Source organism: Rubripirellula lacrimiformis (assembly GCF_007741535.1).
Lineage (GTDB): Bacteria > Planctomycetota > Planctomycetia > Pirellulales > Pirellulaceae > Rubripirellula > Rubripirellula lacrimiformis.
Map to the genome: position 1 here is coordinate 8,456,202 of NZ_CP036525.1, position 22,719 is coordinate 8,478,920.

A 22,719-nucleotide genomic window follows, 5' to 3' on the forward strand; every position below is an offset into this window, starting at 1 on the left:
GAAGTGGAATCAGCGACTCGGGTGACGTTTAGACGGTCATCGCCGCGCCGGTGGCGACGACCAGCGGGACGTTGGTTCCGTCGTGCCGGCAATCGATCTGCAGTTCACTTTCGACGCGGTTGTTGTTCTGGGCGTCGTGGTAGTTGGCCCAGTGGGCGAGCCCGTCGGCCGTGAACTTGATGTGGGTGCTGCCGGTCGATACCTCGAAGCCAGCGGAATCATCCAATCGCTGACGAAGGAAAATCTCGGTGTTGGCGTGCGTACATGCTTTGCCGTCGGCGGGGATGGATGCGGACGCGAACTTCTTGATGTCTTTTCCACGGATGCGAATCATCGGGGTGATTTCGGCGATCACAATGGTGCCGTCGAAGATGTCCGATTTGCAACCTTCGGTGGTCAGGTTGATACCGAAGTCGATCGAGACGTTTAGCGGGCAATCGAACGTGATGCCGGCGATCTTGGTGTCGGCCAACGTCCAACGCTTGTCGCCTGCCAGGCCGGTCGGTAGTGCCACACTGTCGGTGGCCACAATCGGATACGTAGCCTTGTCGGTTTGATCGAACGTGGCCGGGTCGATCAACGCGTGCGTCAGCATTTCCAGTTCGGCGTCGCGTTGATGATCGCAGCTGAGCCGGACGGGAATTGTCTTGCCGCGTGCGATCTTCAAACTGCGGTGGGACGCGGTCGTCTTGGGCAGGCCGGTCTGGTCATCGAGTTCAAGTTGGTACAGGATGACGCCGGTACCGCTGACGGCCGCGCCTTCGCTGCCTAGCAATCCCAGGGCGACGGCCAGGTCCAACGTCGACATGGTCGCCTGGTTGGTCTGTGCGGTGATTTGGGTCGTCTTGGGATACGGCGATCCGGCGTTGACTTCCTTGGTGACCGTGGACTGAGGGGCAACGTTTTGCCGTGTAACGGCCGAGATCATCGTTCCGTTGACGGAAACGGCATAGGGTTGGTGAGTCATGGCGGCGCCCGGACGTGGTCACGAATGAAAGATTCGTGTTCAAGTTGGTGCCGAATCGGTCCATGTCCCGGCTTAGGCGATCTTCCGGACGCTTGTGAAGTCGTTGCTGTCTAGCAGTTCATCGAGTCGCCGGTCGTAGACCTGGCCAAGCTGGACCTCTTCCTCGGGCAGCAGTGTGCGGAACTCTTCCTGCATCCGGATCTGGCTTTTGGGATGCCGGTAGGAAAACTTGCGGGCCTGTGGATAGCGGACGCGAGCACGGTTCTTGGTGCTGCTGATCCGGCCGCCGCTTTCCAGGGCTTTGCGAGTCTTGCCGGTAAATTCGAGTGGACGATTGTGCTTGAACTCACGTTCTTTTCGTCCAGTGTACGAACGCCGACGGGCCCGGCCGGTCTGGTTCTCGCCCTTTCGCTTCTTGTAGCCTGCTGCCCGAGCGTGGGCTTCGGTGAAACGGCGGTCCCGCAGGTGATCATCGAAGAATTGGGCCGCTGCGGCATAGGCCTCTTTCGATGCATTGCCCCAGATGCGACGCATCCCACGCGGTGTGGGACCACGCTGGCGAATTTGAATCGGACCGATCATCGCGGGTTTTCCCTAGGTAAGTTCGGTCCAGGACGGTTCTAGCTGCAGCGTGCCTCCATCGAGCGTTCGGACATCGCCGTCGCTATCGACCACTTCGGCGTCCCATCGATACTCCGTCGGGGCGACTTCCTTGGTGTCGTTTCGGTCGAACTCTAATCTCAGCTTGCACGACCCAACGGCCTTTTCCAACAAGGTCGCGCTGCCATTGATTAACGGGACGCCAGGCGTGTTGCCAGCACCGAATCGGGCAGTCAATCCTTCTGCGGTGAAATCGAATCCGGCCAACTCGATTGTTTTCTCCCAGGCTGTTGACTTGGCTGCCAGATAGGTGTCGCCCTGACGCAATCGGATCTCGCTGTTGTTGACGAAGTTCGCCAGCGGTGTCAGCAGGATCTGGCTGGACGTGAAACCGGCCTTCACACCGGCCACCAATTCGTCGGTGACGACAGTGAACTCCGCACTAGGTGCGTTGACTAGCGCAGGTGCAACGAATGTCGGCGTGTCGCCCGATTCGTCGATCATCAGCCTTAGGTTTGCGATGATCGACGCCTGCGCGTCCACGTCTGCCCCAACTTCGGCAACATCGGCTAGGGACGCAGCCCGGCCCGATTCGGGGAATTTATCGAGGAGAACCGATAGGATCGCGGCCTTTGCTTCGGCTACAGAGATGGCGGTGTCGACGTTGAACGATTCACGCAGCGATTGCATTTTCTTCACGGCGTCACGCCCCCACACGGTGACGGCTTCCCAGTCCATGTGCACGTGATCGACTCGGCTGTAACCAACTTGTGTAACGAGTACCGCCAGTGGGTCTGCGGCCGCTACTGCGGCTTTTGCGTCAACTACGTCGCCCAAGTAAGTGCCGTAGTTTCCGATCGCGGTTGCGTCGTTCCAGTCGCTGGCGATTGCAAAAATCATGTTGTCATTGCCGACCAAGTCGCGAGACTCGGACATTAGCGTCGTCAAGTTCGCCCCATAAAGCGGAGCCCGCGTTTCGGTCGCGTCACCAGATCCCTGTAGCCAAACGAAGTAATCGAAAGCAGGCACTAGGCCAAGCGATACTAGATCATTTTTCGTACGAAGGACGCGAGTTTCCAACGCCGACCAGTAGGGGCCTGGCGCAATGGGGTCCCAGTCCTCATCCAGGTTCGATCCGGACACGCCGTGCACCACGATCCCGTCGCTGGGGGTTGCCTGCAGCATTCCCATAATTGGCCCGATACCGATAACGGAACGGCCCGCATAGTGCCACCGCGTCAGGTTCACGTTAGTATTCTGCGTCGACGACACAGCCACGCTATCTCGCTCGAATGCTTCGGTGCCCGATGGCGTGCCGGCGGACTGGCCCGACACCAGTGATTGCCCGGCAAGGATAGTCAAGTGAAACCGTTCCCCCAATTGCCATCGCAAGGGCGGAATAAACAGGTCGTCGGCTAGTTCCGTGCGTTCTCCCAGCGTCAACGCCCGAGACCACACCATCAGGTTCTTGATTCCGCCGTCCGTCGTTTGGGTTGACGAATTTGAACCGGTGTACCGTCCAAACTGCAGTGGCACGTCCGTCAGTGCACGCAGGTTAAACGCGGCCGCTGCCGACACTTCGACCCCGTCCACTCGCACGATAATGGTGTCGTCTGCTTTGACGATAACAACCCGATTCCAGGTGTCCGCCGTGGCGGTTGCCGTCACACTGGCCGACGATGCATCGCCCGTCAGCAATAGCTGCAATGTCATGCCCGTTCGCATAAGGCGAAACGATCGCTTGACATTTGGCGATGCAAGTGGCGCATCTTTCGACATAATGCAACCGGTATCAGCACCCGATATATACAGGTCGAATGCGATCGACCATTCAGGCCCAAGTGCATCGAAATCTAGCGGCGAATCGGTTAGCGTGTCTTTGATGTTTTCGGAAAGCGACCCGACGAAGTTGAACCCGCCCTCTGCGTGCAATGGGAACGTGCCCGACAATCCATCTGACTGCAGGTGGCGGGAACCAATGTGATCGAGTGCTGCAAGTCTCTGTCCCATCGCGTTGAGCGGATAGAACGACCGTAGGTTTTTCATCAGCGACATTGTATTTTCTCTGCGTAAAGTCGCGTTAGGTTAAGAGTGTAGTGGCCAACGTGGAATTTTCCTTGCTCGCTGGCAAGATAACGATTTGGCGGTCAGTGTCCCGTTCAACTTTGTCGTGAGCGATTGAGGCAGCTCAGTTTCGGCAAGACTAAGACGCTATGGCTTAAACACTACCGAAGAGGCGGGCCCTTGGTAGTCATTCCAATTCAATGGTGACCCCAGCATCGCCTTAATCATTGATTCCCCATCTTGCTGTTCCGAAAAATATCGTCTAAACGCGAAGGCACACGCATCAGCGAGTTGCAGCATTGGGGCCTCGTCTTTCTTTACGAAATGAGCGGTGTCAATAATCCGGTCAATTGGCCCAGCGTTGGTTTGTGTGATTTGTCCGGTACGTCGTTCTTGATCGGTAAGTCGCATGTATTCTGGAGTCAACGGAAGGTCGCAAGTTGCTTTCATGGCCCGTCGCATGTATTCCTTTTTCTTCCCAACGTCCTCCGCAATGATCGCAGCTAGGCTTTTTGCACTGACTTCTCTCACCCACTTATTTGCTCTTTCGATACAATAGTGAAATGCGTCGATGTGCTGATATTCTTCTGGTCTCACTTTGTTTTGAAGCGGAGTTTCGGAACTCCTTAGCACCCTACCCAGAGCAATTGGGATCTTTAACGCGCGAGGAATTCCCAGGACGTCATTCATTAATTGCATTCGCTCCCGACGAGTCCATATCTCATCATGGCTGCGATTTGAATAAACGTCTTTCGCATGAAAGAGGAAGTTCTCTCGCAATTCTTCCGGCACTCTTGCGTTGAATGCATCTGCCAGCATGGACTTGGCGGGAAGCCACTGAGATTCCGAATCTACGATGAGCCCCACAACAACAGTAACCGGCTCTTTTGCCGAGATGCCGGCTTCGTCAACATAGATTAGATACATTTCATGCTCGTTTTGGTCGAATGGAATTGTTTGATTACTCTCCTGGAACTTTCGTCAGATAGCAATACACGAGCCAGAGGTTTTGACTTCTTGGTCATTTCTTGCGGCGAACTTCTTCGAGTTTGTTGGTGTTTGCGTTCGCCTGTCAAACTGCCCGTGTTATCGCTACTTGGTCGACCACTGCACTAGCAGGAACGCGCGTTGGGCGTCGCCAATGGATTCGCGTTTGCTTCGGTCGGTGCGGGAGTGATCTAGTAGCAGCAGCCGGGTGATCGGCAGGTATCGAGCATCGCCCGCTAAGTCCATCAGTCCCGGGTTGTCGGCGTTTCCTTTGCACAATCGACCGATCAGGTTCTCGAAGTCTCGGTCGGCTTCGTTGGCGGCCAGGCCCTCGGGCGTGTTGCGCTCGAGGTGGATGATCAGTTCGCCCATTGATGACGTGCACGCTCCGCCTCGGGTCGTGTCGCGTGTCCACTCGATGCCGTCGTCCGTGGTCCAGATCTTCGCGAACGGACGCTGGGCGACCAATTCGGCCAGGGTGTGCGGTTCGCCGCCTGGCTTCTCGGGCAATGCGTTGTGGTGGACCGTGGCCCCGGTCAATGACGACCAGGCCGCGGTGGCGGCGAGCGTGGTTTCCAGACGCTCGGCGATCAGGGAGATCGGGCCGGCGGCGGCGGGCATGGCCATGGTGTTAGCTCCATCCGTCGCTGCGGGAATTCGAGACGCCGCCGTGTCGTTCGCCGTATAGCACGATGGCCGTGGATGCCTTGGCATCGCCGAGGCGGACTACGGTGTAGTTGTAGGCGCCAACGGTGAAGGTGCTGCCGACGCCTACGGGGTCGACGCCAGGTGCTAGGTGCACTTCGCGGGTGCGGACTTCGGTGCGTTCGTTTCGGTTGCCACGTCGCCACTCGACCTGTTCGCTGTACACGACGGCCTGGGTCGGCGTGGGAGCCGAGCCGATACGTGTCAGGGTGATCGCGCCCTCGTCGCCAAAGAATCGCTGGCTCGCGCGGGCGACCGATCGGAACGCGGAACGCAATCGCATGGTTACAGCAACTCGCAGACGATCTTGCCGGCCACGTTGCCGCGTTTGGTGCCCGAGCTAGTCGTGGACGTTTCGCGAATCAATCGCGACGTCAACTGCAGCGTCTTCTCGTCGACGGGCAGCGGTTTGGCCTTGGTCACTTCCTTGGTCGCAGCGACCAAGGCGTTGACGACCTGGACACGCTTTCGCGGCCCCAGCTGGTCAAGCAACCAGGCGATCAATTGTTCCGAATTGAATGCACTGGTAGACGATGCGGGCTGGCGATCGCCGACCGTCAATTCGCCGCGAAACATCGCCGTGAATTCGGGACGATGATTCCCGACCGTTAGCTCGTCACGCACCTTCGATGCCCCTTTGGCAACTTGGGCGATCGCGTGCAGCTGGACGGGGCTAAGCAGAGTGGTCGCGGTCATGTCGGCTCGCAAAATGGCAACGAGGTAGCGCAGCGAGCCGTGACACACGGCTCGCGAATCATTCGGATCGGGCCTATGCGCCGACGACCACATCGACATGCAACATGCCGGAGGTTTTGGCAATCAATGCCTTGCCAGCGACAACGCCACCGGAGGTGACCGCCAGGCCGGCGTCGTAATTGACCGCAGCATTGGCGGCAAACGTAGTCGCGGATGCGGATGCGATCCGGACGGTCGGGCCTTTGCTGTGCCTAACGGACAGTGGTTGTCCGATGGCGGTGGGCGTTCGAAGCCCCTGCACAACACACGACCCCAGGACCGCGTGGACGATCACATCGCCGCTTTTGAGAGAGGCGGAAGGAGCCGGGATTTCGGCTTCGTTTGCGTTATAGAGATTTTCGGTCATCGGGAACCAGTCGCGTCAGAATTCGGTGGCAAGGAAACCAAGGGACCGTCAACAATCGCGGAAACGGTGGTCGTGTCCCGGTTTGTTGCTTTGTCTTCTGACGCAACTGGCTACCGATGACCGAGTACGCAAAAGGGCCCGGTCCGCGGCGATTGTCATGGATTGGGGAATGAGCCCGTCATGCGCATCACGCAGACGGACCGGGCTTATTCGCAGTGGCTTACAGGCCCAGGATTTCCGCAATCTTCAATGCCGACTTGGGACCGATCCCATTCGGCGTGGTCAGTTTGTTGCCGTTCGCCAACCATTCGACCAATTCGCCGCGTGTCTCGACGTTCTCTTCCGCGTACTTCTCCGCGAAATCGGATTCCAGGACGGTGTCGAGCCGCGTGTCGTCGGATAGGCCTTGCGGTGACGGATCATCGGGGACCTCGGCTTCGGTTTCGTCGGTGGAGTCGGCGTTGGCGTCCGATTCGGATTCGGTGTTTGCCTCGGCTTCGGCTTGGGCTTCGTCAGCCTCCGATCCCGGTGCAGACTGTGTTTCGATGTCGGATCCCGATTCGCTGTTAGGATCGTCCGCGTCCGGGGCGTCGTCTTCAACTTCGCCATCGTCGTCGAAACATTCGATCTGTAATCGATCGCAGGTTGACAGCAGGCTTCGCAGCGTGCCGATGTCAACACCGCCAAAGGTGTGGATGGCGGCGACAACGGAGCCGACCTCGATCGAGTTGCCTTCGACGTTAAATGGACGAGCGGCTTTCACCGCGTACGTGAGGGACTTCATTGTTGGCACCTGTTATGTGATTGGAGGATCGGGAAAACAAAAGCGACCGGCAACCAAGATGGCCACCGGTCGCTTTTCGCTGCTTCAAAAAAGTGTGCGTTACCGGGTGACGCTTACGCGACGTTCTTGATCAGGCCACGCCAATCGATCGCCTTGACGCCGATGTCCAGGTTGCCTTTCCATCCCATGCCGTAGGCGTCGTCGCCCGACAAGCGGAAGGATTCCATTCGCGGAGCCCGGCCGGTGCCACGTCGGTAGCCGACCTCGATGCCGTTTCGCCCGTTCTCGGCCGCTCCGTACCAAGTGGAGGAGCTACCGGCGTATGCGGTGCCGGTGTCCGGATCAGTGACGCCGGTGTCCAAACGTGGGTCGAAGTGAGGATCGGCGGTACCGCGGTGCGGGTTGGCCGTTCCTTGCAAGCTTCCGTCGCCGCCGCCATCGCGTCGCAGTTCGACCGATGCCAGCAGCTGGCTGACGGCGAAGTTCAGTTCTTCCGGGGCGATAACGTGACGCAGCGAGTTGCGGATGTTTCGTCCGTTCTCGGTTTGCGTGACCATCTTCTTTTTGGCGGCTCGGTAGGTGTCCGATCCCCACGCCGAACTGGCGGTCAAGTTTCCGTGGTCGGCGTGGAACAAAGCCACACCGTCACGCATCGTTGGGTTGCTAAGCAGCAACGCGTAGATCAGGTTCGGTCGGATCTCGGCGAGCAGTTCGCCCAGTTCGCGGGTCGTGTGATCGCTGGTCGCACCGAAAGTGTCGTCGATGATGTCTTGTTCATCGATGATGAACTTACCGGCATAGCGAGCGATCGCGTATTCTTCGGTCTCGTCGCTAAACGTGATGTCGGTCGGCTTCCCACCGCGGGCAAGCTTCTTGACGCCGCTGCCCTTGGTCAATCGGCCGCGTTCGTTCTTCTTGAAGTTCGCGACGTCGGTTTCGAAACACCAGCCTTTCGTGGTGTCCTCGATGCCCATGTAGGCCTGCAGAATCAGCATGTTGACAGACGTGCTGAACACGGCTTCCAACTGAGCGGTCGACAGGGCCGATCGGATCAGGTCGTCGCGATCCTCGGGCATGCGACGGCCGGCCAGCGTCAGGGCTTCGCGGCAGAAGTCGAACATCGAGAAGTTGGCGTAGCGGTGCGATTCATCGCGAGCCCGCTCGAAGTTGTCCAACTCGGTTCCCTCGCTGCGTCGCACGTTCGTGCCGGCAGCGTTCAATCGGGTCAACCAGGTCGCACCGACGTTTTCGCGGCGAAGCATTGCCGAGGCACCGGCGTTGCGGAAGATCTGGTTATCCAGATCGATGCCTTGGCGAAGCAACATACCACCCTGCAAAGCCTGCAGCGTGTTGTGCGTCGCGGCGGATCGGGTGTGACCGGCGGGTGCACGGTCAACGGCGGCAGGTCGCTGCGATCTGCTCGACTCTAAGAATTCGCGGGCGATGCGTTCGACGGGCCAGTCTTCGCGATAGGCTCGTTCGATCACGTCACGCGAAACATCGTCGCCCTGCAAACGTGCGATCGCGTCATGGCGTGCCTGGCGATCGGTGGTCCGCTGTTGTTCGATGCGAGCCAGTTCGGCCCGGGTGATCGGTTGATCGTCTTCGGGGCTAGGCGTCGGATCACGCTGAATCGGTGCTGGACCGTTCGGTTCGTCGTCGATTTCGTCTCGCACGATCGGATCGTCGGACGGGGTGGATTGTGGAGACGGGGCAACCGGGTCGCTGACGCGTTCAAACTCGGCCCGCTCGAAGTCATTCATCCCACGGACGAAGACATCGCACTGGGTTTCATCGGCATCATTGGGCAACCCGAGGTCGACCATGTAGGAGACTTGGTGGTCGGTATACGGCATCGTTTGGGCCCGGCGTGGAATCTGGTTCGCGAGTGTTTCAAAAACAACTCGCCCAGATTCGCGGGCTTTCGTGCCGTGTCCCGGTTTGCGTCTAGCTGTTCGTGCCTGCCGTTGGGTCGGCGCCGAAGATGACAATGGAGGCTTCCCGCTGGACCCACGATGTGGTCACGCGAAGCGGGTAGGATCGACCGGCCCGCCACTTCCGGCCGTCGATCACGGCGGATGCGCCGGGTTCGATGTCGGTGAACGTGAGCCGGCGACCGCCTACGCTGACGGCTCGCAGATGCCCGTCCCGGACTCGCACCCACACTTTGTCGACGTCGGGATCTTCACGGACGAACGACAATTGACCGCGGGCCGTTTTGCCAACTCGTTTGGTGTCCAGGACGCTGCCCAGTGTGGAACCGACGATGTCCCAACGTTCATGCGATCGCAGCATCGGTGTCCAGGGTGGGAAGATGCCGCCGGCCATGACCAGGACTTCCTGCATATACCGGTGGCTCGACGAATCGTAGATCATCACCGGCGTTTCGCTGGCGATGGTGGCGGACACTGTCCGGGCGCTTTCGTCGACCGAATCGACCGCGATCATTTCGCCGCGCCGAAACCATCGGCCCTGGGCGATCGCGTCGGATCGTTCGAACATCAGTTCGGTCAGCGAACGTACTTCTAGTTCGATGCCGGGGATCTTTGGCAGTTGTGGTTTCATGGATCAGGCTTGGTTGTTGCGGGCTGCGTTGGGGATGCCGGTGGCTCCGCCGGTTCCACGTCCAGTCGATGGGCCGGCGGTTCCCTTGCCACCCATCCAACTGTTGACGAACATGGCGGCCTGTTCATCGGATAGACCCGACGCTTTTAGCTTGTTGAACGTACGGACCCAGGACGCGATCACATCGTCTTCTTGCTGGTTGTTGCGGCGGCAGGCTTCGGCGAAGGTCAACGTCTTGTTGGCCAGGCCGATCTTTTCCTCGCCTCGCCATTTGGTCGGATCGACTTGCGGCGGTGGTTTGAAGTTGAACGCGTACCGGACGCCGCCGGCGGGCGGTCGCTGCAATGCACCGGACCGATGCAGTTCGGTGGCCAGCGTTTTGATCATGGGCGTCAGGAATCGACGAGCCATCCAGGATTGCCACATCTGCAGGTGGCGGATGTAGTACTCGTGATCGAATCGAGCGCTGCTGTAGTTGTGGCCGCTGGAATCCAATCGGATCAGCATCAGCGGAATCGAAGCTGCTCGGCCGATCTCGGCCATGCGTTCCTTGCGAAACCCCACGTATTCCGCCATCGGATGCGTGGCTTCGTTGTTTCGACGATCCCAGCCGGGAGGTGCGGCCCGCGTGGTCATGCGTTTGTGCTTGACCTCGAACGACCCTTGATCCTCACCGGTTACGGGATCGACGTTTGCGAACTTCGGCCCGTCGGGGTTCAGGTTAATGAACCATCCGGACTCATCAGCCGCCATCCGTGCGGCGTCCAGAACGGATCGATCAAAGTCTCGCAGTTCGCCGATCATCGGCAGTGCGGATGACAGCAGCGGATAGCCACAGGTTTGATCGGGGAAGTGTTTCAGGAACCCGTGGTAGATGTTTCGGGCGGGGATGCGTGCAAACTCGCCCGTCTCGATCTGCCACGCGCCGTGATTTCGTGGCTGTGAGATGTAGTACTCTTCGGCCCGGCCGCTGCGGGTGCGTTTGACGCCGAACGCGATGTTCGGGTTGCCGTGCATGTGCCAGGGCGTTTCCAGGCGATCGCTGCTGATCGCGTGAATCCGGAACTTGGCGGGGAAGTCGTAGCCCGGGGTGTCGGGATCTGCGGTGGCGTCCTGGCCCAGCAATGAACCGTGGGTCCAGATTTGGCGGGTCCACAGGGCCATGATTTCGGGCAGGCCCATTTCGCAGTTGTAGTCGCACAGTTCGGTCCATTCACGCCACAACGATTCCTGGCGATCGTTGTAAGCATCGTTGTCGCTGCGGACTTCCAGCTGCGGTCCGTCGGGGCCAACGAGGTCAACGGCGTGCGTGCCGACGACGCCTTCGACGTTGGGATTGTTCTCGTATTCGTGGACGCTGCGGGCTCGTAGCGTCGGCAAGTCGAAGGCCAGGTCGTGGTCAATGGGATCGCCGTTGGCGCCTTTCCAGTGGTCGGCGTTGACGCGATCGGTGCGAGCAGCTTCCCATCCACGCGTCACGGTCAGCCCGTCGGGCGTGACCTCGGGCTGGCGAACGTCGACCGGTGCACTGGGCACCGACGATGAACAGTCGATCGACCAGGATAGCGACGCATTAGCCACGGCAGGGCCTCGATAGCACTTGGACGATACCGCTGGACGCTTCGTTGTCCCGGCGACGAATGTTGACGATGGCCCGTTCGATCGATTCGCGGTCGAACGTGAATTGCTCTTTCTCGACGATGCCGTCGGGAATCACGGACAACAACATTTGGGCTTCCAGAAGCTTTGACAGCGCAGTCTTGGTATCACCCGCCCCGGTGGCTTCAATCGCCGCCAGGACTGTGTCTTCAAGTTTTTCGACTAGATCGGTACCATTGGCCATGCGGGCAATCGTGTGGCGGCCCGTGGCGGTGTCCCGGTTCGTCGAGCGGTTGCCGAACAGATCAACCGGAGTGTCGCAGTTGTATCTAGCCAAGAAAATGGAGGGGAAAGCATGGTCGCAACAGACGACAGTAGCGTTGATCATGGTTGCTCGAAGATCTTCGCCGATCGAGACGCCGCATTGCATATGCTTGGATTTGATTGCTATTCGGATTATTTGACGTCCGATTTGTGGATCTGGGTTCGCAGTAACCTAAAAGACCCCAAAGTCTGCATTAGCTGTACATCTTCGTCCGGGCTTGCATGGCATCACCGGCGTTACGATCTACCCACGCTCGTTGGAAACTTCTCCACTGATGACAGCTCGATTGTGAGAGTTTGCAACAGGTGCCACTCGACGATCCATCGCGAAGAAGAAACTTGGTTCGATTTAGACCAAGTTGACGCGAGACTGTCGGCGTTAATGGAGCACTGCATGAACGGAGCAACCGGTGAACCGCACTTGCCGGGCATTCCAGAGAATCCGTTCGAAGGCCTTGCGGAGTTCGATCCTAGCGGCACTTAGCCTTGGTCCTGGAACCACGAATTGATCTTCTTTCGGTTCGGGCTGATGGGTGCTTGATCGACCGTGGGCTGCGGATCCGGCGCCGGTGTTTCCTGCGTCGCGAGCTGCTCGTCCAGATCCGCCATCTGTTTGGGCAACGCTGGGGGCTGATAGCCCATTCGGCAAAGTCCGACGTAGGCTTCCGCCAAACAGTCGAACCAGTGGTTGTTCCCGAATCGATGCCAACGGCCGCGTGGCTTTTGGCCAGGCACGTGCTCGAACACCAGACGTTCGTTCGTGACGTGTCGGGCCAGTTTGGAGTGGACGTTCTTGGTTCCGGCGTGCAGTGAGATTGCACCTGGCGTTCCGACTGGCAGGCAAAGCCCCTGCTGGACTCGGAACTTGAACTTGTCGCTGTCCCAGTGCATTTCGAATGCGTTCGCCTTTTTGACCCATTCGATGTACCACAGTCGATCCGGATCGATCATCCGAATCATCGACCCGGTGTTCTTGGGGCAAACGTACTTCCGCGATTCCATCTGGGTTTCGCCTCGACCACGCATCGGCATCACCCACTGATCCAGCGACTGGGTCGGGTTGACGGCGCGATCCTTGGCGAAGTTCCAGCCAGCGGTCTGTTCGTGTCCGACGTCGACGCCGACGAAGTGGGGACGCAGCGACCCACCCGCGGCTTTGGCGATGCCGGCACGAAGGAACGGCAGCTGCTCTTTCATCGCCGATAAGATGGCGATGTCTGGGCGGGCTCGATCGCTGTGAATGTCGAATTGCCCGTATACGGGAACGTGCAGCGATCCGTTGACGCGACTGCACAACACGGCGAACCAGCCGACGTGGTCGCCGAGGTCATACCCGACGGACACCAGGCCCACGTCATTGGGCAAGATTCCATGGGCTAGTTCGATCGCTCGAGCGGCGACGCCGGTCCGATCGATTCGCAGTTCGCCGTCGAGTGCCGGCGGGCGGTACGTGCGGGCCCATCGGAACTGGGCACGCTCTTTCTCGGCACTGATGCGTTCTTCGGTGTCCTCGGGAATCTGTTCGCATGACCATTCTTCCGCACCGATGTCAGCCGGTTCCAGCAGCAAGTTTGCCCAGGGTTTGGCGTGGTACCATAGACGCGTCGTCTCTGGCCTCGGACCGGTTACCTTGCCGCGTTTGTCGATCTTTTGCCCGCGGTGCAGCAGGACGGCATCCAGCAGCGATTTCAGGCGTTGCTTCTCGGTGATCTTCTTTTCGCACTGGGGGCAGATCCAATGGGATAGCCTGGCCGCCTCGATCTCGCTGCGAGCGTTCTGCCATCCGACTAGTTGGTCCCAATCCGGGGCGATGAACCCGCACCCGTGCGGGCAGGGGGACACGATCTCGGATTGTGTCGAGTCCTCCCGCAACAGCCAGGGCAGGGCATCGTCTTCGGTCAAAGTGCCTTCGACATACAGACGACGCATTCGGCGTTTGTATGCGCGAGCTCGCGCACGGACTTGTCGCAGCGGGTCACCCTCTTTGCTCTTGCCTCCGGATCTCGAGAAGGCGTTGGCCTCGGTCACGGCCCCGATCGGCGACGTGAATCCGCCCTTGCCTGAATCGCTCTCGCCGACCGACTGGACGTGCAAGATTGAACCGTTGGCCAGCATCAAGTCATCTTTGACCGAACCGTTGCGACTGCCGGATCCACTTCTCGGCATCAGCTTTCGCAGTGTCGGCGATGCTTCCAGCACGGGCCGAAAGTCCTGCTGCCACTTCGTGTTGGCCATGTCGGCGTTGGGCAGGCCCCAGGTGACGGATTGGCCGAGTTCGCACGCGTGGTACAGGATCGGGAACACGTGGGCCAGCAGCGATTTGCCGAACTGGGTGACGGCCGTGAACACTAGGTCCTGCCATTCCGGATCGTCGACCTGGTCAATCCACAGGCCATGGACCGGTTGGCGTTCGATGCGGAAGGCTTCTCCGACGTAGGGTCCGTCGGGAATGATGATTTCTTGTTCGATCCAATGGCGAAACGAACGCGGCGGGTGCGATTGACTCGCCCGCAGCGCTGACGCGAATTCTTGTTGCAATACGGACGTCGATGGCATGGCGGCAATCGTGGTCGCGCATGCTTCGATGTCCCGGCCTGAATCAGACTCGCAAGTCGCCCTCTTCGACCTCTTTAGCCAGCATCGACAAGAATTCGTTGCATGCCTTCTGGGCCTCTTGCCCATTCGATGCACGGCGCAACTGTTGCCCGAACGCACGCAGTTTGACGATCAACACTTGCAGCAATCGTCGCAACTCTTGACGGTCGATCGAGTCCCCGCGGTCATGGGTCAACGAGATATTCTGTCGCTCGTTGTGGACCTGCAGCTTGCGAACCTTTTCCTGCAGTTCGGCCAGTTTCAGCTTGTAGACCATTTCCTCGTCGTCGGCACCGTCGGTGTCGATGGCGTGAACCGGAATAATGCTGCGGGAGTTGTCCGCGATCACGGTGTGCAGGGATTCGATCGCGTCGAAGAGATCGATTGTCGCGCCGCCGATCGGTAACCCGAAACGCTCGGCCGCATCGTCAATGACTTTGTGTTGTCGGCCGGCCAGTTGGCAATACAGTCCCTTGGGGATCGAGACCAACGCATCAGACACGATCGATTCCCGCTGCGACTTCTCCCACCACGCCAGGTCGCGACTATCGGATTGACTCAGCTTCTCGCCGCGGTGCTTCTTGATTGCCGCCTGCATCGCACGCTCTGTGCGGTCAGGCTTCTTGGCAGCAGGCTTCGCGGCGGTCTTTCGGGTGGAAGTCTTTTTCTTGGCCATCGTTCATCGCGGTGCCCCTGCAGCTGCTGCTGCAAAGATGACCGCTAGCATCCAATACATGGGCCAAAGAAAAACGATCGATGCGATCGTTTCGATTTCAGTCGGTCCGCCAACGAGTTCGAAGATCGCAGCGGTCGCCAATCCAATCAGCAGGTACGCCGAGGCCAAGTACGCAAAGAACACCCTCATTTGCGGAAGTACTTGACGACCCGATCCACCAATTGTCCAAGCTTCTCGGGCTGCTGGGTGAAGTTCCAAGCAACCACCATACCGGCGAAAAAACAAAACAAGTGCGTCACGGATGCCCCTTAGGACTTGGCGGGTGTCTTGCCGGCGAACAATGCAGACGCCGTCTTGGCCAGGTCGGCCCGATAGACTTCGTTCGCACGGTCCCGGTACATTTCGGAAAGCGCGGCGGACTCCTCGTCGAGCTGCATCTCTCGCATCGACTTGGCGACCAGCGTCTCGAATTGCTGGACCATCGGCATCGGTTCCAACTGATGGACCATCGGTTGGGCGGCCTGGATTTGTGACTCGACCGCAGGTTGCGGTGTGGGTTTCTTGGGCAGCATTGCGACAACAATCAGAACTGCAACGGCGATCAGGGCGATCGAAAACATTAGCTGCCTCGCTTGTGGATGATGTAGAGAACCAGGACGCCGGCAATCACGATCAACGCGATCGTGGATAGCTCGCCGCTGTTGGCCCAAAGGAACGCATTCCGAACTCCGGAACCGTCGAACAGGTCGTCAGTGCGATCACGAAGGCGATCGCCTGGTCGCCAAGATGCGTCGGGCGTTGGGCATTGGCCGCCAGGACAGTCAGTCGAAGTGGCCAACTGCATCGTTGGATTAATCGACGCGTCCCATGAATAGCCTTTGGTTTTGACAGCGCCAGTCTGCCGGACGTCGCCTTGCTTCGCCTGCTTGTACAGCGTGTAGCCGGTCTGCAGATCGTCGAACAATGCCGCCGGCGACGATGGGATCATGGTCCCGCCTGCAGCGTGAATGTGGCCGCCGGTAGCGTCCTGAAATAGCACGACCGGAAATTGTGAAACCGGAACGATCTCGGCGAACCGCTGTTGGTAAAGCACACTGCTAGGAGTGTAAATCTGGAACTCGCATTTGCCGCGAAGTTCCCGCAGTTTGGGATCGCCTTCGAACCAGTCCTGCAGTCGATGGGCCTTCTCGGATCCGTCAATGAACAGGGCAAGCTGATAGGATTTCTTCGGCGGCGGGGTGTCGTACTTCGCCACGGGTGCAGCCATCGACGACGGTCTGGTCGCCGGCATGATCGGAACCGATACGTTTGGAACTACCCGCGACGGGCCGATAGCGATCACTCGTTCGCCGTTGATGTACAGGGGCCGGCCGGGTTGCGTTTGCTGGCACGGCAGGCATGGGGCCTGTTGCTTGATCTCGCCCTGCGCCGCCATGTTGACGTTGGCAGGTTGCGGCAGCGTTTCGATGGTTCGCCCGCTGGGGCTCTGTTCAAAGCCAACCGCAGGTAGCGTCCAGTCGCTCGACCGAGTCGCGTTTTGATTGTTTGTTTGCTGAGCAATGAATCCCGTTGCGACTGCGTGAATCAACACGACAGCCAACAGTCCCCAGCTAAGCCGGATTCGGATTTGATCGTTGGGCATTAGATAATCTCATAGCTTTTGTAGGGCATCGAACTGGCTGGATCCCCGTGTACAGATAGAGCGAAACCGCCATAGCCGGCCCAAAGACGGACGAACTGCTGGCGTTCGGTAAACTCCCAATAGCCGGGCCGGTTGTTGTCCAGGATGGCGGCGTATTGCCGACCGTCCGCACCTTCGACCCATCCCATGAACGTGCAGCAGTGTCCGGGCTTCCACCACAGAATCGCACCACGTCTGGTATCGCTGGCCCAGTCAAGAAACCTAGGGTCGGCTTTCAGCGTGTACGAATAGTCCAGGCCGGCGGCGTCCAGTCGCTGACGGATCCTGGATTCCCATTCACCATCCCCGTACGTCGCACGCCAACGCTCGCCCATGTCGAAAAGGTTTAGCCATCGCAAGTGGCTGACAAGCGAAGCGTGCGCGCAACTGCCCTGGCCAAGTTCGCCACGCCAATTGCGTTGGTGCAGCTGGGCGGGCAGGTTAGCGGGCGGCTGCTCGATCTCCGGCATCGGCAACGGCCGTGCGGTTTTCGGAACCAGATCGCATCCGCAAACCAAGGCAAGCGCGATAGCGAAGATCAGTCGAATAGCCTTCGCGCGATTTGATGTAGCCATGGACCTGGTCGGTTTCAAGGGACTGCCAAAGACGATTGGCAATCCTAGATCCGGACCGAGGAAGTGTCCCAGCTTCACCTCATGGGAATCACGCTTTGCGACCACGTTGCAGCAGGAACAGCTTGCGTCGCTTCTCACCCTCGCAAGCAACGCACGGCCAGAGCCGAACCAATCCATGCTCGGGGCATCGCTTCGGCCGCCGCAAATTCCGAGGCGAAACATGTGTCCCGCCGGTGTCGACTACGCGGCTGAACTGAGATTGGACGCACCGCCCAATCTTCGACTTTGGCAATCCCATCGCGGCCGCGATCTGTCGAATGGATCGGCCATCGATAATCCGCTGCCGATTCACTTCCGCCTTTTCAGCCGCCGTCAGATGCTTGCCGGAATAGCGGATTCCAGATTCAATCGCGATCGCGTGAACTGTTCCGTACGTGACACCGAGCGTATTCGCGATGTCGCCAAGCCGTTCACCATCTTGCAAACGGCCTAAAATATTCGATCGCATAAGGTTCCCTGCATGAGTCGATCCGCTTCCGCCAACTCATTGTCCACCTTGGGTTAGATCGAGCAAGCCTCACGCACGCGCTTACTTACCGACGCAGAAATCGCAGCGTGCACGAAAAAGTCAGCCGATAACCGGGCGAAGCCCCGGAGGGCCCCCACCCCCGGAAGGACCCGCTCGCCATTCGCCGTCACAGCCTGTGATTGGCGGTCGGTCGCGACTGGCGGATCCGCTGGCGGATCGTGGCGACCGTCTGTTTTGCGGGCATCGACGAACATCGAAACAGATTTAAAATCCCCCGACCGGTTACGGTCTTGCGGGTTCGAGTCCCGCCCTGGGTACTTCTTCGTTCGATGTTTCGCGGTCCTCCTAGCGACAGCAGTCGAATCACTTCGTAGTGGGATTCGCCAGAATTCCCTCTCATGAAGTCCCCCCTTCTGAACTTCCCCCCCTCCTGAATTCGCCTACTCCGAACTCGCGAGGGCCGAGCTTGTTGCAATCTCAAAATCAAGAACCTACGTTTTCACCACGGAGGCCACCACGAGTTTCAATAACGAATGGGACATCCCCTGGGCTCGCGTTTGGGGGACATCGCAACTATGAATCCCTACGAGCCTCCGATGTCCGGCCCCGCGATTTTAAGCCGCACTGCACCCGCTGCCGTTTCTCTTCGGCATTGGATGGCCTTCGTTGCCATCGTGATCGTGAAAGCGACGTGTTTCGGCGCATTCGTTTTCTTCGCGATGATTGAGTTCTTGGGGGTGGGCGTCAACTGGCCGAATGTGATTCCACTTCTGGGTGCTGCTGCGCTGGTCCTTGCCATTGCCCACAAGACACAAACAACTCTGCTTCACAACTCGTTGAACCAGTGGCCGCAATCGTCATTTCCCTATTTGCTTGGAGCCGTTCTTGGCGTCATCGCTTCCGCCTGTGCTCGCGCGGGCTTGATTTGATAGGTTGGTTGCCAGTCGGCACCGTCGTGTTTGACGTTCGTTGGCATTGCAATGGCATCAGCCATGCGATTCACCCTGCTGAAGGGGACTTCTGGCGAAGTTCACTACCTCAGAAACCAAATCGACGTTTTGAGATTCGTCAGATGCGGTCGTTTCGCTACTGAATCACTGAAGTCGAATGGGAACACAACGCAATCGCAAAGCACACAGCTATGTAGTTCGCAACAACCGGAAACGTTTGCGACATCTGCTCGGAAAGCATCCGGAGCTGCGAACTTCCTGCGAAGCATGGATTGTCGCGGCAGCCGTGCTTAACAATCCCGGCATCCTCACCTGGCTTTTTCAACGTGGCGTTTCCCCCGATTCACGCTTGAGTGCCAACGGCGATACACCGCTCATGCTCGCTGTCAGCCTCGGTGATTTGCCTGTCATGCGAACGCTGCTAGAACACGGTGCCGACCCGAATGCCGAAAACTCGGATGGCGACAACGCGTTCTTGAGAGCCATCCGTGAAAAGCAAGCGGACGCCATGCGACTGCTGGCCGAATTCGGCGCGGACTTCAATCATCTTGACGACAGCGAACTCTGGTACATTCGAGACACGAACTGGTCCGAGGGCTTGGCCGTGCTTAGCGAGCTTCAAATCACGCTCCCAACATCTCCGTAAGCACCCCGCATTCACTGACGTTGGAGTGGCGAGATTCTTGACCATCGCAAAATCGTCATTTGGTGCTCGGTGAATTCTACCGCCCTAGCCATCAAGATTCACTTTTGATTCAGTATCGCATTTCAACGATTCTACTCTTAATGGCTAGCTTTGCTGTTGGCTGGTGGTTTCGCGGATTCACTTTTGACACGTCTGCCGAACTGAAATCAAAACGAGATCAGAATGCCAAGCAAGTTGACTACGTTCTCGCTTCATCGGTCTGGATCAACAAACTGATCGAAGAATCTCGGGGGGATTCCGAAGAGCGTGAAATTAGTTTCCGCAGACACCTCGTTCTGCAAATCTATGATCTTGCTAGAGTCGAACAGTTCCACACCGGAAACGCCCAGGACGTTTTCGTGATGCACGGCTCAAACTCGCTTCAGCATCTGAAGGTTTCAACATTCGAGGACCTTCAGGAGCGGGTGCGTGATGCGAGATTGGTGGACTCAGCAAAACTGCCTTATACTGACGAGACCCACGAAGACCATGTTCGCGTTCGAGATTTCGTCGTGCGATGCCTAGCGTACGACCATAGCTCCCTAGCTGGTCAATAGAAGAGCAGAACTATCCCATGCGCCGAAGCCCGACTTGCGAGGTTTTGCGATTGGAACAGCGTTCTGCCACCGACTGGTGACTGTGAATCTGAAAACAAGCACACCCCTAGGAAAACGATGCATCGCGTTACGCCGCTGCTGATCGCTATGGTTGCGTGTTTTGCGTTGCTTTGGCCAGTTCGCAACATTCTGCGTGAACTATTCTTTCCCGAGAATGCATACTTCACCGCGACCACCGCAACGGATCTACCTGAACGATTCCGTAGATACGTTCCGGAAGATGCCACCGCGATACGACTGCGGACCTACCAGAGCGCGTGGTGGGTCACAGTCGAGTCTCACTGTAGCGAGTCAGAAGCGGCAGGCTGGGCCGAGTCTATCGATCACTCACTCGACTCGAAGGGAGCCGTACCAGAGCTACCGGATCATTCGCTGCCTGCGCATCAGCTTGGCTTCTTTCCTGTCGCCAACGACCAACAGCGATTTGTTTGGCATTCGGGCTCCCACGGGCGCGTCAGCAACGTCATTTACGATCGCGAGACCGAAACGCTGTATTTCTTGCAATCTCGAATCTAGACCAAGGACAGCAATCAGCAACCCCCGTTTGCACCAGAGCCTCGGTGGTAGTCTTTTTGCCGATGCTTGAGGAAAAACGGGGCAAGTCTCTTTCTGCGGGGAGGAGGAAAAGAGTCCTGACACCTTTTCCGACGCTCGCTTCTGACTCGACAAATCCTGCCATCCTGAATGCTTGGTCCACGCGTGGTTACCGAGACGTCGGGCCACGCGAGTGACGACGGAGTATCACGAATGAAAGAAGTCGTACGACGGATGATTCGATAAGACTTTCGGTCACCCCGCGTTCTAGGCCGAAACTCTTGGCGAGTTTCGCTACGGGGAGTTCAGTCGCCCCGCATCCTTGGCCGAAACTCTTGGCGAGTTTCGCTACGGGGAGCATCCTTGGCCGAAACTCTTGGCGAGTTTCGCTACGGGGAGTTGGCCAAAACGTGAGGAATGAACGCACCGCTTAGGTCGGATTGACTGGTGGGCCGTTCAGTACACGTCGCGGACGTAGCGTTGGTCGGACTTCATCTGGTCTAAGTACGACTTTGCTTGGTCAGGTTCTAGGTTGCCATATTCTTGGATGACGGCCAGCAGCGATTTTTCGACGTCGGCGGCCATTCGCGAGGCATCGCCACAGACGTAGAAACAGGCTCCTGATTGCAGCCAATCCCATAGTTCGGCACCGCTTTGACGCATGCGGTCTTGAACGTAGACCTTGGCGTCTCCATCACGGCTGAATGCGGTATCCAGACGGGCTAGCAGTCCATTTTCGACATAGCTGCGCAGTTCGTCTTCGTACAGAAAATCAGTCGATTCGTGTTGGTCGCCGAAGAACAGCCAGTTGTTGCCGGCCGCTTGGCTATGCTGACGTTCTTGCAGAAACGCGATGAAGGGGGCGATGCCGGTGCCAGGGCCGACCATCACGATCGGAGTTTCAGCATTGGCGGGTACCGTGAACCCGCCGTGATTGGGTTGCACAAAGACTCGCACCGTCGTCCCCGGTTCGACTCGATCGGCAAGCATCGTGCTGGCGACACCTTTGCGGACACGTCCTTCGCGTTCGTAGACGACTTTGCCGATCGTCAGGTGCACTTGGTCTCCGACGCACTTCATGCTGCTGGCAATCGAATACAGTCGCGGGTTCAGTGGATCTAGACAGTCCAGAAACTCGGTCGCTGTGATCGAACGACAATCGGTCAAATCCAACACGTCCAGCACATCCACGCCGTCCGGGACGCCGTCTTCCAACATGGCGGTCAGTGCCTCTTTGATCTCGGGATCCGTCGCCTTCTCTAGCACGGCCTCTAGCAGTTCATCCGAAGGCTCTTTCAAACAGTAATCCTGGCTCAGCACCGTCTGCAACGACTTGCTTCCCGATGGCCCCGAAACCGGCAGGTCCTGATCGGCGCCGATTCGATCGATCACCTGGGTTACAAGATCGTCACAGTTCGACGGATAGATTCCCAGCGCGTCACCGACTTCGTACTTCAATCCCGATCCGGCCAAGTCGATGGCGACGTGGCGAGTGTCTTTGGCGGAACCAGGTTGGTTCAGGGGGCGTGATTCGATCAGCTTGGCAACAAACGGGTTGGTACGGCTGTAGACCGCCCGGCCATTGGTTGCGGCCCCATGAGTGGCCGATCCGTTGGCAGAAGCCCCGTTGGTGGCCGCCCCATTGCGATTGGTTCGGTCTGCTACCACCGAAGCAGTGGGCGCTGCATCGGTCGGTGCCCCGTTGCCGGTTGCATCGTCGCCGCTTTCCTTCAGGATTCGCTTGACCATCTGCTTGGTTTCTTTCCCGCCAGGGCTACACAGCGTCAGGTTGGTTTCTTCGCCCGACGCGATTGCCTCGGCATAGGTCTGACAAACGTAGCCACAGGATCCACAATCCAGTTGAGCCATCGCGGCCATCAATCGACGTGGGACCGGTTTGCCTTCGGCCAACTCCATCCGATCGACGATGGGCAGGCTGTCGTCGTGCCAAGGAAACTCTTCCTCGGCTGGTTCCGGAATCGGCAAAGACGTTCCGGACAGACCGGCGGCGGACAAAACCGATTCGGGTTGGGCATTCTCTTGAATTCCCATCAGCCCGGAAAAGAAGCCATTGAGCCAAGCGCGTTGTTCATCGTTAAACGGCGCTGTCGTTGGAATCATGCTAGACATGGCGAACAAATGATGGAAAGAGGAAACTAGCGTGGTAGATTTTTACGTTT

General features: G+C 58.3%; 25 protein-coding genes. 4 read left to right on the top strand and 21 right to left on the bottom strand.

The window, feature by feature from the left end; translation table 11 throughout:
* Window positions 1–28: 28 nt before the first annotated feature.
* The 20 genes from K227x_RS29710 to K227x_RS29805 all read right to left on the bottom strand — a co-directional run bounded on the left by K227x_RS29710 (window position 29) and on the right by K227x_RS29805 (window position 17,732).
* Complete coding sequence (locus tag K227x_RS29710; RefSeq protein ID WP_145176747.1) at window positions 29–967, bottom strand: hypothetical protein; 939 nt, start codon at window positions 965–967, stop codon at window positions 29–31.
* 72 nt (window positions 968–1,039) lie between these two features.
* Complete coding sequence (locus K227x_RS29715; protein ID WP_145176750.1) at window positions 1,040–1,549, bottom strand: hypothetical protein; 510 nt, start codon at window positions 1,547–1,549, stop codon at window positions 1,040–1,042.
* 12 nt (window positions 1,550–1,561) lie between these two features.
* Entirely contained in the window at window positions 1,562–3,622 is a 2,061-nt protein-coding gene (locus K227x_RS29720; RefSeq protein WP_145176753.1) for a LamG-like jellyroll fold domain-containing protein, read from the bottom strand.
* A 156-nt stretch (window positions 3,623–3,778) separates the two neighbouring features.
* A complete protein-coding gene (locus K227x_RS29725; RefSeq protein WP_145176756.1) occupies window positions 3,779–4,558 on the bottom strand; it encodes a DUF3800 domain-containing protein in 780 nt (259 codons plus the stop codon).
* A 165-nt stretch (window positions 4,559–4,723) separates the two neighbouring features.
* Window positions 4,724–5,245, bottom strand: coding sequence for a hypothetical protein (locus K227x_RS29730; protein WP_145176759.1), 522 nt, complete (start codon window positions 5,243–5,245; stop codon window positions 4,724–4,726).
* A 4-nt stretch (window positions 5,246–5,249) separates the two neighbouring features.
* Complete coding sequence (locus K227x_RS29735; RefSeq protein ID WP_145176762.1) at window positions 5,250–5,606, bottom strand: hypothetical protein; 357 nt, start codon at window positions 5,604–5,606, stop codon at window positions 5,250–5,252.
* Between the two features lie 2 nt (window positions 5,607–5,608).
* A complete protein-coding gene (locus tag K227x_RS29740) occupies window positions 5,609–6,019 on the bottom strand; it encodes a hypothetical protein (RefSeq protein ID WP_145176765.1) in 411 nt (136 codons plus the stop codon).
* A gap of 73 nt (window positions 6,020–6,092) precedes the next feature.
* A complete protein-coding gene (locus K227x_RS29745; RefSeq protein ID WP_145176768.1) occupies window positions 6,093–6,425 on the bottom strand; it encodes a hypothetical protein in 333 nt (110 codons plus the stop codon).
* 220 nt (window positions 6,426–6,645) lie between these two features.
* A complete protein-coding gene (locus tag K227x_RS29750) occupies window positions 6,646–7,209 on the bottom strand; it encodes a hypothetical protein (RefSeq protein WP_145176771.1) in 564 nt (187 codons plus the stop codon).
* Window positions 7,210–7,322: 113 nt separating this feature from the next.
* Window positions 7,323–9,065, bottom strand: a complete 1,743-nt coding sequence (locus K227x_RS29755; protein ID WP_145176774.1) for a phage major capsid protein — start codon at window positions 9,063–9,065, stop codon at window positions 7,323–7,325.
* A 91-nt stretch (window positions 9,066–9,156) separates the two neighbouring features.
* Window positions 9,157–9,774, bottom strand: a complete 618-nt coding sequence (locus K227x_RS29760) for a hypothetical protein (protein ID WP_145176777.1) — start codon at window positions 9,772–9,774, stop codon at window positions 9,157–9,159.
* A 3-nt stretch (window positions 9,775–9,777) separates the two neighbouring features.
* The gene (locus tag K227x_RS29765) at window positions 9,778–11,355 is read right to left on the bottom strand and encodes a phage portal protein (RefSeq protein ID WP_145176780.1); all 1,578 of its coding nucleotides are present in this window, start codon (window positions 11,353–11,355) and stop codon (window positions 9,778–9,780) included.
* On the bottom strand, window positions 11,348–11,761 hold the full coding sequence (locus K227x_RS29770) for a hypothetical protein (protein ID WP_145176783.1): 414 nt from the start codon (window positions 11,759–11,761) through the stop codon (window positions 11,348–11,350). Before K227x_RS29770 ends, K227x_RS29765 begins: the two co-directional genes overlap by 8 nt.
* 416 nt (window positions 11,762–12,177) lie before the next feature.
* On the bottom strand, window positions 12,178–14,253 hold the full coding sequence (locus K227x_RS29775; protein WP_218933648.1) for a terminase gpA endonuclease subunit: 2,076 nt from the start codon (window positions 14,251–14,253) through the stop codon (window positions 12,178–12,180).
* A 43-nt stretch (window positions 14,254–14,296) separates the two neighbouring features.
* Entirely contained in the window at window positions 14,297–14,968 is a 672-nt protein-coding gene (locus tag K227x_RS29780) for a hypothetical protein (protein ID WP_145176789.1), read from the bottom strand.
* 3 nt (window positions 14,969–14,971) lie between these two features.
* A complete protein-coding gene (locus tag K227x_RS29785; protein WP_145176791.1) occupies window positions 14,972–15,157 on the bottom strand; it encodes a hypothetical protein in 186 nt (61 codons plus the stop codon).
* 119 nt (window positions 15,158–15,276) lie between these two features.
* Window positions 15,277–15,588: a hypothetical protein gene (locus tag K227x_RS29790; protein WP_145176794.1), complete on the bottom strand. Its 312-nt coding sequence runs from the start codon at window positions 15,586–15,588 to the stop codon at window positions 15,277–15,279.
* On the bottom strand, window positions 15,588–16,610 hold the full coding sequence (locus K227x_RS29795; RefSeq protein ID WP_145176797.1) for a hypothetical protein: 1,023 nt from the start codon (window positions 16,608–16,610) through the stop codon (window positions 15,588–15,590). The genes K227x_RS29790 and K227x_RS29795 overlap by 1 nt, the downstream gene beginning before the upstream one ends.
* Window positions 16,610–17,224 (bottom strand): hypothetical protein, encoded by a 615-nt coding sequence (locus K227x_RS29800; RefSeq protein ID WP_246146380.1) that lies wholly within the window; start codon window positions 17,222–17,224, stop codon window positions 16,610–16,612. The genes K227x_RS29795 and K227x_RS29800 overlap by 1 nt, the downstream gene beginning before the upstream one ends.
* Window positions 17,225–17,312: 88 nt before the next feature.
* Window positions 17,313–17,732, bottom strand: coding sequence for a hypothetical protein (locus K227x_RS29805; RefSeq protein ID WP_145176800.1), 420 nt, complete (start codon window positions 17,730–17,732; stop codon window positions 17,313–17,315).
* Between the two features lie 596 nt (window positions 17,733–18,328).
* Here K227x_RS29805 and K227x_RS29810 point away from each other — a divergent pair.
* The 4 genes from K227x_RS29810 (at window position 18,329) to K227x_RS29825 (ending at window position 20,521) form a co-directional block, all read left to right on the top strand.
* A complete protein-coding gene (locus K227x_RS29810; protein ID WP_145176803.1) occupies window positions 18,329–18,682 on the top strand; it encodes a hypothetical protein in 354 nt (117 codons plus the stop codon).
* Window positions 18,683–18,860: 178 nt separating this feature from the next.
* On the top strand, window positions 18,861–19,349 hold the full coding sequence (locus K227x_RS29815; RefSeq protein ID WP_145176806.1) for an ankyrin repeat domain-containing protein: 489 nt from the start codon (window positions 18,861–18,863) through the stop codon (window positions 19,347–19,349).
* Between the two features lie 140 nt (window positions 19,350–19,489).
* A complete protein-coding gene (locus tag K227x_RS29820) occupies window positions 19,490–19,945 on the top strand; it encodes a hypothetical protein (protein ID WP_246146381.1) in 456 nt (151 codons plus the stop codon).
* Between the two features lie 117 nt (window positions 19,946–20,062).
* Window positions 20,063–20,521, top strand: a complete 459-nt coding sequence (locus tag K227x_RS29825; protein ID WP_145176809.1) for a hypothetical protein — start codon at window positions 20,063–20,065, stop codon at window positions 20,519–20,521.
* 474 nt (window positions 20,522–20,995) lie between these two features.
* Here the strand turns inward: K227x_RS29825 and K227x_RS29830 are convergent, their stop codons facing one another.
* A complete protein-coding gene (locus K227x_RS29830) occupies window positions 20,996–22,669 on the bottom strand; it encodes a sulfite reductase subunit alpha (protein ID WP_145176813.1) in 1,674 nt (557 codons plus the stop codon).
* Window positions 22,670–22,719 lie beyond the last annotated feature (50 nt).